Here is a 14195-nt window from a genome sequence, read left to right on the forward strand (position 1 = left end):
CAATCGTATGCGCGCCAGCCCCTGCTCGAGCGCGAGCTCCAAGCCCCAACCAATGCTCCACCCATGCGCGCAAGTCGGCCATCGGCGCTCACCTTCCATAGTCCAGCGCCATGCGCTGCTGCAGACTGCGCGCCACCCGAAAGGCTTCCTTGAGGATGCGGCGGTCGATGTCATTGAGGCTGTCCAACGCGATTCGATTGGGATGAGCCATGTGCGCGCCGCCTTGGAGCTGAATCTGCAGGCGCAGCATTTGCAGGAACTCAAAGGCGCGCACCCAGGCTTCGTACTCAGTCGCCGCAACGCCCAGCAAGGGGCCGCTCCCCAGGAGACGCTCACGCGTGCTTGTGTCATCCAGGCCCATGGCCAATGCGTAAAGGCGGGCCGCATCCACAAAAATCGCTGAACCCTGTAGCTTGAGGTCAATGAAACCACCTTCGTCCACGGCGATGCCTCCCACCCAGTTCAGAGGCGGCTGCCGCGCCAGTGCGTTCAGCGCCAATTGCTTCAGGAAACGCGGCGTCCCTTGCGCCGCCTTGCCCACCTCAGTCCGCAAGGCGCGAGCCTGCTCCGCATCACCCGCCAACGGACGAAAATCGAAATAAATGCTTGCGTTGAGCAGGTCCTCGGGCGCGCCATGCGCGATCCAGCGCGCGAAACGCGCACGCCACTCCTGCAGGCTCAGGCAGCATTCCGGATTGCCAGCCATGATGCCCCCCTTGCACAAAGGGTACCCGCAGGCATCAAGCGCCTGATTGCACTCGCGCGCGAACGCGAGGACGGCGTCACGCTCCGCGACGCTCATGCCGTCCGGCAGGATCAGGGCGTTGTCCTGATCGGTAGCGATGGTCTGCTCGTCGCGCCCCTCCGACCCCAGCGCCAACCAGCACAGGCGATCCAGCGCCACGCCATGTACGGCGGCTTGAAGTTCCAACAGGCGCTGGGTGAGCACATCGTTGAGGTGGCTGATCAACGCCGTGAGCTGGCGCGCCTGCACACCCTGGCTCACCAGGTTGCGGGCAAAACGCCGGATGTCCTGAGCCACCAGCTTTAGCGTGTCCAGATCGCGAGCATTGCGAATCGATGCGCTCACTTGCTGCAGGCTGAGCCGCTGCAAGGCGAAAAGATCTCGCTCCGACACGATGCCAGCGAGCGCACCGTCGCGCGTGACTGGCACATGGCGGATACCTTGCCGACTCATGAGCAAGGCCGCGTCCCCCGCCGTGTGTTGGTGAGTGAGAACATGCACGGGGCTCACCATGACGGCACCGATCGGTGTCTCCAACGGGATTCCCGGCAGGGTCACGCGTCCCAGCACATCGACACGCGAGAGGATGCCCAGCGGCTCATTCTTCTCGTCACGCACCAGCATGGACCCCACACCGTGGTGATGCATTTGCTGCAGCGCCTCACGCAAGCTCGTGGTCGTCAGGCAACTCAAGGGCGGGCTGTGCATCAACTCGCTCAAGGGCGTCTCCAGTGTCTGCTCGGCCAGGGCCTGGGAAGCGTAGGCCACCTGCAGCGCTTGGCGGGAGAGGTCCAGAAAGCGCAACACGCGACGGTTCAGGAAGTCGGCAAACGCGGGACTGGCTTGTGCCAGCGCGCGCATCCGCGCCACTGGCAAGGACAGCACGAACACATCACTCATCGCGGTGTACGTGGCGGTCACGGCGCGTGCAGCAAGCACAGCACTGACCGGGAACAGATCACCAGCTTCGTATTGAAAAGCCCCACCCTCGAGTTCAGCCAACCCGCGCTTGCCCGTGACCGCCCCCTGACGTATGTAAAACAAATCACTCACGACGCCGCTGTCCGGTCCGAGCATCACTTCGCCTGGCGCGTAGTACGCCTGCCTCGCATGCGCGAGGAAAAAATCCAAATCCGCAGGTGCCATTTCGGAAAACGGCGTGAAGCGCGCGAGTTCCTGGCGCAAGTTGGCGAACAAACTGCCCGAGGGAGTCTGGGCATGTCCGCCACCGGCCTGATCCGGCAGCCCGATGAAGAGCGCGGAACCTGAACTTGGGCTCATCGTCAGTCTCCTATGCATAAAAAAAGCCCGGCCCTTGCGGGACCGGGCCTCGGGTGCGCGCCGGAGGCCCGGCGCGTCATCCCGCGTTGCCAACTCACTGCAACTTACACGCGCCTCAGCTCGGGGTAGCGTACGTGCTCAACCAACTCCTGAGTTTCCTGCTTGGGCGCACCGGTCAGCAGACTCACGATGATGATGACCGCGATGCCCACCGGAACGCCAAAGAGACCGGCCGAGATGGGCTGAATGCCCCACCACAGCTCCACCGGGCTGGTCACGCCGAACACACCGCGCAGCCAAGGTTGGGTGGTCACCATGTAGTAGAAGGTGATGCCCAGACCCGCGATCATGCCCAAGGAAGCACCCCATTTATTGGCGCGCTTCCAGAAGATTCCGAGCACCAGCGCTGGGAAGAAGGCCGCCGCCGCGAAGGAGAAGGCCGCTGACACCAGGAACAGAATGTCCGCCGGCTTCTGGGCAGCCACGTAGGCCGCGGCCAGGGCCACGACCAGCAGCAGCACCTTGGAGATCGTGACCCGGCGCGTCGTCGAGGCGTTGGGGTCGATCATCTTGTAGTACAGGTCATGCGACAAGGCGTTGGCGATGGTCAGCAACAGGCCGTCCGCCGTGGACAGAGCAGCCGCCAGGCCGCCCGCGGCCACCATGCCGGAGATCACGTAAGGCAGGCCACCGATGGCAGGCGTCGCCAGCACGATGATGTCCCCGCCGATGCGCATTTCGCCCAACTGGAAGATGCCATCTTTGTTCACGTCTGCCACCGAGAGCAGCGATGGGTCCACCGCTGTCCAGGCCGAGATCCATTCAGGCAACTGGTTGAACGGGGTCCCAACAAGCACATTGAAGACCTCGAACTTGACCAGCACGGCCAAGGCGGGCGCTGTGAAGTACAGCAGGAAGATGAAGAACAAAGACCAGCCCACCGACTTGCGCGCGTCCCGCACCGAGGGCACGGTGTAGTAGCGCATCAGGATGTGCGGCAGTGCGGCCGTCCCCACCATCAGACAGAAGATCAGCGCGAGGAAGTTGCGCCGGGAGTTGTCGAACGTCTCCTTCTCAGCCGGCGTACCGTCCGGGTTGCCACTGTAAATCTGCGCGTGCCGGGGCATGCCTGCCAGGGGTTTGGCCCGCGCGAGGTTGGCGTTGCGCGCCGCCGTCCATGCCTTGATGGCTTCCGCCTCGGTGGGTGGCACGGCGGCCAGAGCCTTCTCCGCCGCGGCGATCTCTGCGGCCGGTGCATTCGCGGCTTTCAGGTCGGCAACCTTCTTTTCAGCGGCAGCACGGTCCGCAGCCAGGGCCGCAGGAACGTCCTTGAGCTTGGCATCCAGCGCGTCGGCGTTGGCCTTGAAGATGGCGATGACCTCCTGCTCCTTCGGATCATTGATCAGCTTGGTCTCCGCCTCGGTGACTTTCTGCAGCTGGTAGCCGTAAACGACCTGCGGAATGGGCACGCCAGTCTGCTTCACTGAAAGCCAAATCACAGGCACCAGGTAGGCGATGATCAGGATGATGTACTGCGCCACCTGCGTCCAGGTCACCGCACGCATGCCGCCCAGGAAGGAGCAGACCAAGATGCCGCCCAGGCCCACGAAAATCCCGATCTCGAACGCCAGGCCCGACAGCCGCGCCGTGATCAGGCCCACGCCGTAGATCTGTGCCACCACATAAGTGAACGAGCAGAGAATGGCGGCCAGAATGCCGATGAAGCGCGGCAGATTCCCTTCGTAGCGCGCGCCCAGGAAGTCAGGAATCGTGAACTGCCCGAACTTGCGCAGATACGGCGCCAGGAACAGCGCGACCAGGCAGTAGCCTCCGGTCCAGCCCATGATGAAGGCCAGCCCCCCGTAGCCGGTCAGGTAGAGCGTACCCGCCATGCCGATGAAGGAGGCCGCGCTCATCCAGTCGGCGCCCGTCGCCATGCCGTTGTAGATGGCCGGCACGCGGCGACCCGCCACGTAGTACTCGGCCGCGTCGGTCGTTCGGCTCATGATGCCGATGCCGGCGTAAAGGGCGACCGTGGCCAACAGGAAGATGAAGCCGATCCACTCGCGCGGCAGGCCCATCTGTTCCAAGATCGCCAACGCCAGGATAAAGACGATGAACCCGCCCACATACCAGCCATAGACCTTGTTCAGCTGCTTTTGAAAGGCATTGATCTCGGCCGTCGTGGCCTTGCCTTCCGAGGATGCACCAAAGATTCCAGCCATGTTATTTCTCCTCGGCAACGCCGTGTTCTTCGTCGAGCTTGCCCATGTAGCTGGCATAGAAGGCGATGATCAGGCAATAGATCACCAGGGCGCCTTGAGCCCCTACCCACCAACTGAAAGGCCAGCCAAAAAACGTGAAGCTCAGGTCCCGGGCAAAGTACCCGACCACAAAGGTCACGACGAACCATATCGCCAGCAGGATCGCTGTGATGTTGAGGTTCTTACGCCAGTACTGGCGATGCGCTTCGGTCAACTGCATGCTGATGTACCTCCAAGACGCCCTCGCGGGCTAGTTGCTAACTGCGCTGCAACCGCCACCCCTGTCTCCTCGTGGCCTGCAAACTTGGTTGCGACTCTCTCTACTGCGACGCTCCCCGCGACAAGCGGACAGCACTCCCGGGCAGGGCACTGCCGAACACGAACGTCGAATCAGGTGGACGGCGACGCGCGCAATCCGGTTTCGCGTTCAAGTTGGGCAGCGACCTTGGGTTCGAATCCATGGAGGTGGCGAATGATCTTCACCGCCTCCTCGGGCTCATGCCGATCCACATGAACCCGAGCCAGTTGGTACCAGCCAAAGGGGCTCATGGGTTGCAGCTCCGTGTTCTTCCTGAGGGCAGCGACCGCTTCGTCATATCGACGGGCTTGGATCAGCACCAAAGCCAGGCCATACCAGGCGCGGTCCATCTTGGGGTCGATCTCAAGCGCGCGGCGCAGGGCCTGTTCGGCGCGCTCAGGCTGGCCGACCTCCTCCAGCAAATAGCCGAGGTTGAACCAATCGGCGGCCAGCGGAGTGTGTACCTTGCTGACCAAATGCTCCTGCGCGGCAAGCGCCTCCTTCATGCGTCCTTGTTGAGCCAGCACATGGGCTTGGCTCGCAAGGGCGTAGCGGTCGCCGGGTCGCGACGCCAGCATGGCCCCGAAACAACGCAAGGCGGCGTCTCTGCGGTTGAGCATCAGCAGGGCGATGGCCTGCCATTTCAAGAGCGGGTAAGGCAGACGCAAGCTCATCGGCACAGCTCCACGCCAATCTGTATGCAAGTCTGAATGCGGTAGAGCGTGACCGCCAACCAGACAAACGCCAGCAACAGAAACGCCACCAAGGGAACATGCTGGTCCAGCACAACGCGGGGCGACAGCTGACGCGCCAACCACACGAAAGGTCGTCCGATGGCGGAGAGCGCCTGGTAGAAAAAATTCTGATGCTTACGCGCACCGGCCAGAAGGCCCAGCACCCACTGCCCGAGCAAGGCCATGAGCGCAATTTCAGCAATCAGCTTGATGTACAGGGAGGCAGTCAACATGGTGTCAGGCTCGTCTCAAGGAGACGAATGAATGAACAAACTCGCCAAACACCCCTTTATTTACGTTGATCTGTGGGGATATTTCTTACAAGACGCTGTCTATGGTCGCTGGAATCGGTGCTCTGCGCCAGCCGGGGTTTTCCTACACAAGGGTTTGTCCTGAAGGAGACGGAGCCTGTCTGGGATCGACATGGACAAAAAAAAGCCACGCGGGCGCGTGGCTTTGATCGGGATGGAATCGCTGATTCAGCTGGCCAATTTCTGCCAGGTCTCGACCACCGAGTCGGGGTTGAGCGAGATGGAGGTGATGCCCTTCTCCATCAGCCACTTCGCGAAGTCGGGATGGTCGCTGGGCCCCTGGCCGCAGATGCCGACGTACTTGTTCTGCTTGCGGCAGGCCACGATGGCACGCTCCACCATGAACTTCACGGCGGCATCGCGTTCGTCGAAATCGACGGCCAAGAGCTCCATGCCGGAATCGCGGTCCAGGCCCAGGGTGAGCTGGGTCATGTCGTTGGAGCCGATGGAGAAGCCATCGAAATGCTCGAGGAACTCGTCGGCCAGGATGGCGTTGGATGGAACCTCGCACATCATGACGACCTTGAGGCCGTTCTCGCCGCGCTTGAGGCCGTTCTTGGCCATCAGGTCGATCACCTTCTTGGCCTGACCGATGGTGCGCACGAAGGGCACCATCAGCTCGACGTTGGTGAGGCCCATTTCATCGCGCACACGCTTCATGGCCGCGCACTCCATGGCGAAGGCTTCGGCGAAGTCCTCGCTGATGTAGCGGGAGGCGCCACGGAAGCCCAGCATCGGATTCTCTTCCTCGGGCTCATAGCGGCTGCCGCCGATGAGCTTGCGGTACTCATTGCTCTTGAAATCAGACAGGCGCACGATGACCTGCTTGGGGTAGAAGGCCGCAGCGATCGTCGCCACGCCCTCCGCCAACTTGTCCACGTAGAAGGCACGCGGCGAGGCGTGGCCACGGGCCACGGATTCCACGGCCTTCTTGAGGTCGGCGTCGACGTTGGGATAGTCGAGGATGGCTTGCGGGTGCACGCCGATGTTGGTGTTGATGATGAACTCCAAGCGCGCCAGGCCCACCCCCGCGTTCGGTATCTGCGAGAACTCGAAGGCCAGCGAGGGCGTGCCGACAATCATCGTCATCTTCACCGGGATGCCGGGCATTTCGCCGCGCTTGACCTCGGTGATCTCGGTGTCCAGCAGACCGTCGTAGATGTAGCCGGTATCGCCTTCAGAGCAGGCCACGGTCACCAGCGTGCCGTCGCTCACCTTCTCGGTCGCGTCACCCGTGCCCACGACCGCCGGGATGCCCAGCTCGCGCGCGATGATGGCCGCGTGGCAGGTGCGCCCACCGCGGTTGGTGACGATGGCGCTGGCGCGCTTCATCACCGGCTCCCAGTTCGGGTCCGTCATGTCGGTGACCAGCACGTCACCCGGCTGCACCTTGTCCATTTCGGCGGACGACTGGACGATGCGCACCGGGCCCGTGCCGATCTTCTGGCCAATGGCGCGGCCTTCGGCCAGCACGGTGCTCTTCTTGGCCTGGTCACCCTTGAGCTTGTAGCGCTGCTCGACCTTGCCCTCGGACTGGCTCTTCACCGTCTCGGGACGGGCCTGCAGGATGTAGAGCTGGCCGTCCGTGCCGTCCTTGCCCCACTCGATGTCCATCGGGCGGCCGTAATGTTCTTCGATGATCAGGGCGTACTTGGCCAGCTGTTCCACCTCGGCATCGGTGAGCGAGTAGCGGTTGCGCTGCTCGGTCGGCACGTCGATGGTCTGGACCAACTTACCCGTGGCCTTCTTTTCCTCGGGGGTCGAGAACACCATTTGGATCAGCTTGGAGCCGAGGTTGCGGCGCACCACGGACTTCTTCCCTGCCTTGAGCGTGGGTTTGAAGACGTAGTACTCGTCGGGGTTCACGGCGCCCTGCACCACCGTCTCGCCCAGGCCGTAGCTGGAGGTAATGAACACCACATCCTTGAAACCGGATTCGGTGTCGATGGTGAACATCACGCCGGCCGCGCCTTGGTCGGAGCGCACCATGCGCTGCACGCCGGCCGACAACGCAACCACATCGTGGGCGAAGCCCTTGTGCACGCGGTAGCTGATGGCGCGGTCGTTGTAGAGGGAGGCGAACACCTCCTTCATCTTGTGCAGCACCTCGTCAATGCCCGTGACGTTCAGGAAGGTCTCCTGCTGGCCGGCGAAGGACGCATCGGGCAGGTCCTCGGCCGTGGCGGAAGAACGCACGGCGAACGAGGCCTTGGGGTTGCCAGCGGAGAGCTTGGCGAACTCGTCGCGGATGGCTTTTTCGAGGTCGGCCGGGAAGGGCTGCGCCTCGACCAGGGCGCGGATCTCAGCCCCCGTGGCGGCAAGTGCGCGCACGTCTTCCACGTCCAGCGCCTTCAGCTTGGCGCTGATCTTGTCGGCAAGGCCCGCATGAGCCAGGAACTGGCGGAAGGCGTGGGCGGTGGTCGCGAAGCCGGTGGGCACGCGCACGCCCTGCGGCAGTTGGGAAATCATTTCGCCGAGCGAGGCGTTCTTGCCGCCCACGACCTCGACGTCGCTCATCCTCAGGTTTTCGAACGGTACGACCAGGGCGGTCGGGCTGAAACGTTCAGACATGGTGGAATACTCCAGAGTTTAAAAACCGGGGCATGTCCGCTTACCGTCAGCGTTCCAATGGCCTTTGTATTTCTTCGAGTCGGGCAGGAACTTGCAGCGAGGGACATGTGGAAGAATTCGGGGGCCGTTCAAGACCGCCCGGCATTCTAAGGGAGTCGGCCAGACACCCCGATTCGCCCTGCCCCCTTCCTCCCCCCCGTCACCCTCGACCATGCCCAATCGCACCGTCTTCTTCATCTCCGATGGCACCGGCATCACCGCCGAAACCTTTGGCAACGCCGTTCTCGCCCAGTTCGAGGCCCAATTCCGTCACGTTCGCCTGCCTTTCGTGGACAACGCTGAGAAGGCCCACCAGGCCGTGCGACAAATCCGACACACCGCTGAGGTCGAGGGCAAGCGGCCCATCGTCTTCACCACCCTGGTCAACGAGGAAGTGCGCGCCATCATCGCGGGTGCCTGCTCGGATGCGCCGCAAAGCATGATGCTCGACATGTTCGGCGCCTTCGTCCACCCGCTGGAGCAGGAGCTGGGCCTGACATCCAACCACCGCATCGGGCGCTTCTCCGACATCAGCAAAAGCCAGGCCTACAACGACCGCATCGAAGCCATCAACTACAGCCTGGAACATGACGATGGGCAGTCCAACACCAATCTGTCCAGCGCGGATGTGATCCTCGTGGGCGTGTCACGCAGCGGCAAGACACCGACTTCGCTCTACCTCGCGATGCAGTACGGCCTGAAGGTTGGCAACTACCCGCTGATCCCCGAAGACTTCGACCGCCAGCAACTGCCCCCGGCGCTGTCCCCGCTCAAGAAAAAGCTCTTCGGCCTGACCATTGACCCCACACGCCTGGCCCAAATCCGCAATGAACGGCGTCCCAACTCCAAGTACGCCAGTCTCGAGAACTGCCGCTACGAAGTCGCGGCCGCCGAGGCCATGATGCGGCGCACGGGCATACGCTGGCTCTCCACCACGACCAAGAGCATCGAGGAAATCGCCACCACGATCCTGCAAGAGGTCAAGCCGGAACGCCTGGCCTATTGACCACCGGGCAGAGCTTCTCTCAGCGCGGGGCACCCGGCCGCGTGCCTCGCGCTGCGGGGCCACACTCAAACGCCCCAACGCTCTCGCCAGCCCGAGGGCGGCAATCCCGTCCAACGCTTGAAAGAGCGGCGGAAGTTGTTGGCGTCGTGAAAACCAAGCCAGGCCGCGATCTGCTCATTGTCACAGCCTTGGTGGATCAAGGGCCAGATGGCGTGCGCCCGCGCCTGGTCCAGCTCGGCTTGGAAGTGCGTGCCATGCGCGGCCAGTTGGCGTTTGAATGTGGCCGGGCTCACCCCGAAGGCCTGGCTCGCCTGCTCCAAGGTCGGGGCCAGTCGGGCGCGTTCATGCAGCCAGTCATACAGAGCGGACAGCAAGCCACGGGGGCGCTGCGCCCGCGTGACCCCGGCCAGGGCCGCGGACACCGCCACAGAACTGCCACGCGGCCAGGGTCGCTCTAGCCATTCCAGCGGCAGGTACATCGCATCCAGATAGTCGTTGAAACGCACGTCCGGCCCCAGATGCACCCTGTACTGTTCCAAGTGCGCGGGCTGCGTGCGATTGAAGCGGAAGCGCCACGGCAGGCGCTCTCCGCTGAGCCAGCGGCTCATGCCGTTGACAGCCGCCATCATCAGGTCCACGACAAAGGGTCTCAAGGCCGCAGGCAGCCCCGCATCAGTCCAGTGCAACACGGCCACGCCACCCTGCGCGTCCGCCACCGTGCCCTTGCCATCCTGCAAAAGGAGATGGGGCACCAGCAAAGGACTGAGCAAACCTTGGTGCGCGATCAGGATCTCCAAGGCCTGGCGCAAATGAACGGCCCGCAGCAAGGCGTGACTCAGCTCGCCATGTTGCCCTGGCAACAACTCACTGCCCAGCACGAAGGCCGTGTCGGGCTCGGCCAAAGCATCCCCAAGATTGACCAACAGACGCACGATGTCGTCGGGGCTCAACAAGGTATCGAGCTGCAGCAGTTCCCCCGCAACCAGGCCTGTCCCCCGCAGCAGCGCTTCATCAGGCAGATCACGCGCTTGCGCGTATGCCAGCAGCGCCGCCGCATGATGCCGCGCCGGCATGTATCGGGTGTGCCGCTGATAGATGAATCGCGGTGCGGCATCGCCTTGCATGAGGGTACCCTTGAACACCAGGCCGTCAGCCCACCCGCCCAGGGACCGTGAGCGCTGCCAGGCCTGCGCGCGACCGTTCCGCCGCCGCAAGGTCAGGTCGTTCCAAGGCGGCATCGAGGCGCGCCAGCAATTGCCCGGGGTCACCCGTCGCGAGCGCTGAGGCCACCCGTGCCGACACCTCGACGCGCCCGCCGCCTTTCGTGTGGTGGGCCAGCAGGCCCACGCACTGCCGCAGGTGCGCGGCGCGTTGGCGCGCCTCGGTTTCGTCCGTCATCGGCAACAAGATGGCAAACCGGTCACCCGCGTAACGGCACAACAAGTCCTGAGGCCGCAGATTCAGCAGCAACAAATGGCCGACGGCCTGCAGCAGGCGATCCCCCTCGCGTGCGCCATGAACGTGATTGACGCGGTGGAAATCATCCAGATCCAACAGCACCACGCTGGTGGCCTGCCCAGGATGGCGCGCCCGCTCTAGGCCGATCTGACGGCGCAGGTACTCAGCTCCCGCCAGCTGCGTCAGACGATCGAACGCCCGATGGTCACGGAACAGACGCTCGCGCTTTTGCATGTGCTCGTTGAGCGTGAACTGTTCCTGCCGCCAGCCGTACAAGCCCAGTGTCAACACCAGCATGCCGATGGGCAGCAAAGCTTCGATGGCGTTGTCCAAATACTGGGTCGTTGGCAAGCGGACAAACTCGTCCAAGCAATCGGCCCAGGCCCCCAGCATGATGAGTACCAGGCCCCCGGCCAGTTGCGCGGTCACGCGTCCGCCAGGTCGGCTACTCAGGATCAGCAGGGCCCACAACGCCGACATGAGCGCGGTACCGCCCTCCGCGGCGATGTCCATCCATTTCCAGGTCTCGACGGGCCGCCACTCGCCCCAGCCGCCATACAGGGCGGCGCAGCACAGGATCACGGCCAGCAAAGCCCAGACAGCGGGCAGGGATCGCGAGGGCACGAACGAATACTCCGAGTGCAAGAAACTGAAGATGGGAAACCAACGCATCTTGCGTCTGGCACATGACAGCGTGATGGCAAGGACGTGACACCGCAGTCGTCGCCCGAAAACCCATGGCGGACGCAGGCTTGCTTGTGCTGGAAGCGGATGCCCGAGTGAGGAGCAGCACGCGACCGCCACAGGGAGCCACCCAGACGCCATTCGAGACTCGCGCTCGGAATTCTGGGGGTGGGGGTTCAATCAGCTCAATCCGGCGTGGCGCGAGGCAGCCTCGCCCTGGGCTTGGAGCGCCCGGTGTCTTGCAAATGGGCACCGCCCTAGCCGTATGCGTGCCACCGCCAACGCAGGCCAATCAGCTCACCCAGGCCGGAAAACCCCGTGAACCCGTGCCCACCGCCGTGAATCTGGACGGGTCTGTCACGGGACTGCCATGCGCCCTGCCTAGCCTCCGGCCCGCTTCACCGCTTCTTTGCTCCATCTCAACCTGTTTGTTGTTTTCCAGAAAACCATGCTCATGCCTCGCCGCCCCCTGACAACCCGCTCCTCCTTACCCGGCCGTCCCAAGCTTGTCGCCACCGCCGTTCTGATCGCCCTGGGAACGCTGCCGGTCCATGCCCAGCAGACCCTCGAGCCCAGCTCCATGAAGACCCTTGAATCGGTGGTGGTGCGCGGCGACATCGCCTACCGCGACCGCACCGAGGACACCGCGCCCACACTGACGTACGACCAGGAGTACTTCCAGCGCTTCGAGCCATCCACGGCAGGCGACATGGTCAAGCGCGTCTCCAGCGCGACCTTCGTCAGCGACGTGCTGGAGTACGACGCCGTGCAATTGCGCGGGCTGGCTCCGGCCTACACGCAGGTTCTGCTCAACGGCAAGAAAGTGCCTGGCGGCGCCGATGACCGCTCCTTCTGGCTGGACCGCATTCCAGCCGAAATGATCGACCGCGTGGAAGTGATCCGCAGCCCCAGCGCCAACCGAAGCGGCGACGCCATGGCAGGCTCCATCAACATCGTGCTGCGTGACGCCTATGAATTCGACGGCAGCTACATCCGCCTGGGTGGCATTCACTACGACGATGGCACGACTCAGCCCACCTTGGGTCTGGTCAGCTCCGGCGAGTGGCTGGGTGGCCGCATCCTGGTCAGCCTGAACGTGCAGGATCGCTACAACCCCAAGAAAAAACGCAGCGACCGCTGGAAGGAGCCCGGTGGCGACTTCGACAGCTACGAAAACCAGACCGACACGCGCGACGGCAAAGATTACTCAGCCAACGCCTCCTACGCCGCCGAGGTGGGGCCGGGTCGCTTGAAGCTCGAAAGTTTCTACGTGCAGACCGACCGCACGCAGAAAGAGAAGTCCAACGAAGTCGTGTACGACAACGGCGCTCTGGACGAGAACAACCGCGTCCCCGGCCGCACCGATGTGGACCAGCGCAACTGGGGCATTGGTGCCGAATACAAGTTCGACATGGCTGGGGGCCAGACAGAAATCGGTCTGCAGCATGCACGCTTCCAGGACAAGAACACCGAGCGAGAGGAAGAGCACGTCTACACGCGCAATGGCAACGTCTGGGAATGGGAAGAGAGTGAAGGTGAGAAAACAGGGTTCAACTCTCACGACACAGAGAACAGCCTCAAGCTCGCGCACAAGCGTCCCATCGGCTCCGCCGAAATGGAATTCGGACTGGACTACCAGGCCAAAGACCGTCTCACGAAATACAGCCAATACGAGTGGGAGGACGAGGTTGACGTGGGCCACACCACGCCTGGGCCTGTGGACTACGAAAAAGCGGGGGTGATCGAGAGCACCATCACCGAGAACCGCGCCGATCCTTACCTGATGTTCAGCGGCAAGACGGGGGCGCTGGCCTGGGAAGCAGGCCTGCGCTACGAAACGACCACCACCACGATCAAGTCCGAAGAAGAGGGCAAGTTCAACAACGACTACCAAACCGCCTTGCCCTCGCTAAACCTAAAGTACGACTTGGACGAACTCAACCGCGTCAGCTTCTCGGTGGGCAAGACCGTGCGCCGCCCGAACTTCAACTTCCTGCTGCCCGACCTGCTGGATGGCGAATACGGTGACAACGACTTCGTCGGCAATCCCAAACTCAACCCCGAAACCGCCCATGGGGTGGACCTGGGTTTCGAGCGCCGACTGGGCAAGCGAGGCATCGTGGGCGTCAATTTCTTCTATCGCTCGGTGCAGGATTTGATTGAGCTGGTCAACACGGGAGAGTCCAGCGAAGCGTGGGAAGAACTGGTGGATGACGACTACGCAGGCGATGAATCCGCTGCGCTCGCCGCGGGCGAATCCAAGAGCTACGTCTACAAGGCCAAAAATGTGGGGGATGGCAAGGTCTACGGCATCGAGTTCGACCTCTCGACACCGCTGACGGTGATCGGCCTGCCCGACACAGGTATCTTCTTCAACTACTCGTGGCTCGACAGTGAAGTGAAGGACTTCATGGGCACACGCCGCTTCAACAACCAAGCCGACAGCCTCTACAACGTGGGCTTCATCCAAAACCTGCCCAGCCTCGCAAGCAGCTTCGGTGCAAGCTACCGCAAGCAGGGCCAAGCCAAGAGCAGGGTGTTGGGCGAGGAGGTCACAACGACCTACGGCGGCGATCTGGAAGTGTTTGTCGAAAAACGCGTGGGCAAGAGCCTGTCGCTGCGACTGTCGGGCAACAACCTGCTGGACGCGGAGAAGAAGGAAGTCTTCCACAAGTTCAACACGCAGGAGGAGCAGGAGTCTCGCGACTACGACGAATACGAAGTCGAGAAGGAAAAGGCCGGACCGCGCATTCAGTTCGTGGCACGCTACGCATTCTGACCTTGCCGCCAAGGATGGCCCGCAC

10 protein-coding genes are annotated in these 14195 nt (G+C 62.9%); 2 read left to right on the top strand and 8 right to left on the bottom strand.

Annotated elements, in window-relative coordinates:
- Window positions 1-88: 88 nt before the first annotated feature.
- From ACLBKS_RS05710 to ppsA, 6 genes are all read right to left on the bottom strand, one after another.
- Window positions 89-2026, bottom strand: a complete 1938-nt coding sequence (locus tag ACLBKS_RS05710; protein WP_410191818.1) for a DUF294 nucleotidyltransferase-like domain-containing protein — start codon at window positions 2024-2026, stop codon at window positions 89-91.
- 104 nt (window positions 2027-2130) lie between these two features.
- Window positions 2131-4251, bottom strand: coding sequence for a sodium:solute symporter family protein (locus ACLBKS_RS05715; protein ID WP_410191819.1), 2121 nt, complete (start codon window positions 4249-4251; stop codon window positions 2131-2133).
- A 1-nt stretch (window position 4252) separates the two neighbouring features.
- The gene (locus ACLBKS_RS05720; RefSeq protein ID WP_410191820.1) at window positions 4253-4510 is read right to left on the bottom strand and encodes a DUF4212 domain-containing protein; all 258 of its coding nucleotides are present in this window, start codon (window positions 4508-4510) and stop codon (window positions 4253-4255) included.
- A gap of 170 nt (window positions 4511-4680) precedes the next feature.
- The gene (locus ACLBKS_RS05725; protein WP_410191821.1) at window positions 4681-5262 is read right to left on the bottom strand and encodes a tetratricopeptide repeat protein; all 582 of its coding nucleotides are present in this window, start codon (window positions 5260-5262) and stop codon (window positions 4681-4683) included.
- Complete coding sequence (locus ACLBKS_RS05730; protein WP_006296802.1) at window positions 5259-5555, bottom strand: hypothetical protein; 297 nt, start codon at window positions 5553-5555, stop codon at window positions 5259-5261. The genes ACLBKS_RS05725 and ACLBKS_RS05730 overlap by 4 nt, the downstream gene beginning before the upstream one ends.
- A gap of 246 nt (window positions 5556-5801) precedes the next feature.
- On the bottom strand, window positions 5802-8204 hold the full coding sequence (gene ppsA / locus ACLBKS_RS05735; protein ID WP_410191822.1) for a phosphoenolpyruvate synthase: 2403 nt from the start codon (window positions 8202-8204) through the stop codon (window positions 5802-5804).
- A 211-nt stretch (window positions 8205-8415) separates the two neighbouring features.
- Here ppsA and ACLBKS_RS05740 point away from each other — a divergent pair, with 211 nt between their 5' ends.
- A complete protein-coding gene (locus ACLBKS_RS05740; RefSeq protein ID WP_410191823.1) occupies window positions 8416-9249 on the top strand; it encodes a pyruvate, water dikinase regulatory protein in 834 nt (277 codons plus the stop codon).
- A 65-nt stretch (window positions 9250-9314) separates the two neighbouring features.
- Here ACLBKS_RS05740 and ACLBKS_RS05745 read toward each other — a convergent pair whose 3' ends face one another.
- Together ACLBKS_RS05745 and ACLBKS_RS05750 are read right to left on the bottom strand one after the other, a co-directional pair.
- The gene (locus ACLBKS_RS05745) at window positions 9315-10373 is read right to left on the bottom strand and encodes an AraC family transcriptional regulator ligand-binding domain-containing protein (protein WP_410191824.1); all 1059 of its coding nucleotides are present in this window, start codon (window positions 10371-10373) and stop codon (window positions 9315-9317) included.
- A gap of 25 nt (window positions 10374-10398) precedes the next feature.
- On the bottom strand, window positions 10399-11331 hold the full coding sequence (locus ACLBKS_RS05750; RefSeq protein ID WP_410191825.1) for a diguanylate cyclase domain-containing protein: 933 nt from the start codon (window positions 11329-11331) through the stop codon (window positions 10399-10401).
- 514 nt (window positions 11332-11845) lie between these two features.
- On the opposite strand from ACLBKS_RS05750, the gene ACLBKS_RS05755 reads away from it, so the two are divergent.
- Complete coding sequence (locus ACLBKS_RS05755) at window positions 11846-14170, top strand: TonB-dependent receptor plug domain-containing protein (protein ID WP_410191826.1); 2325 nt, start codon at window positions 11846-11848, stop codon at window positions 14168-14170.
- Window positions 14171-14195 lie beyond the last annotated feature (25 nt).

It is taken from the genome of Hylemonella sp. W303a (assembly GCF_046452315.1).
Taxonomy (GTDB): domain Bacteria; phylum Pseudomonadota; class Gammaproteobacteria; order Burkholderiales; family Burkholderiaceae_C; genus Hylemonella.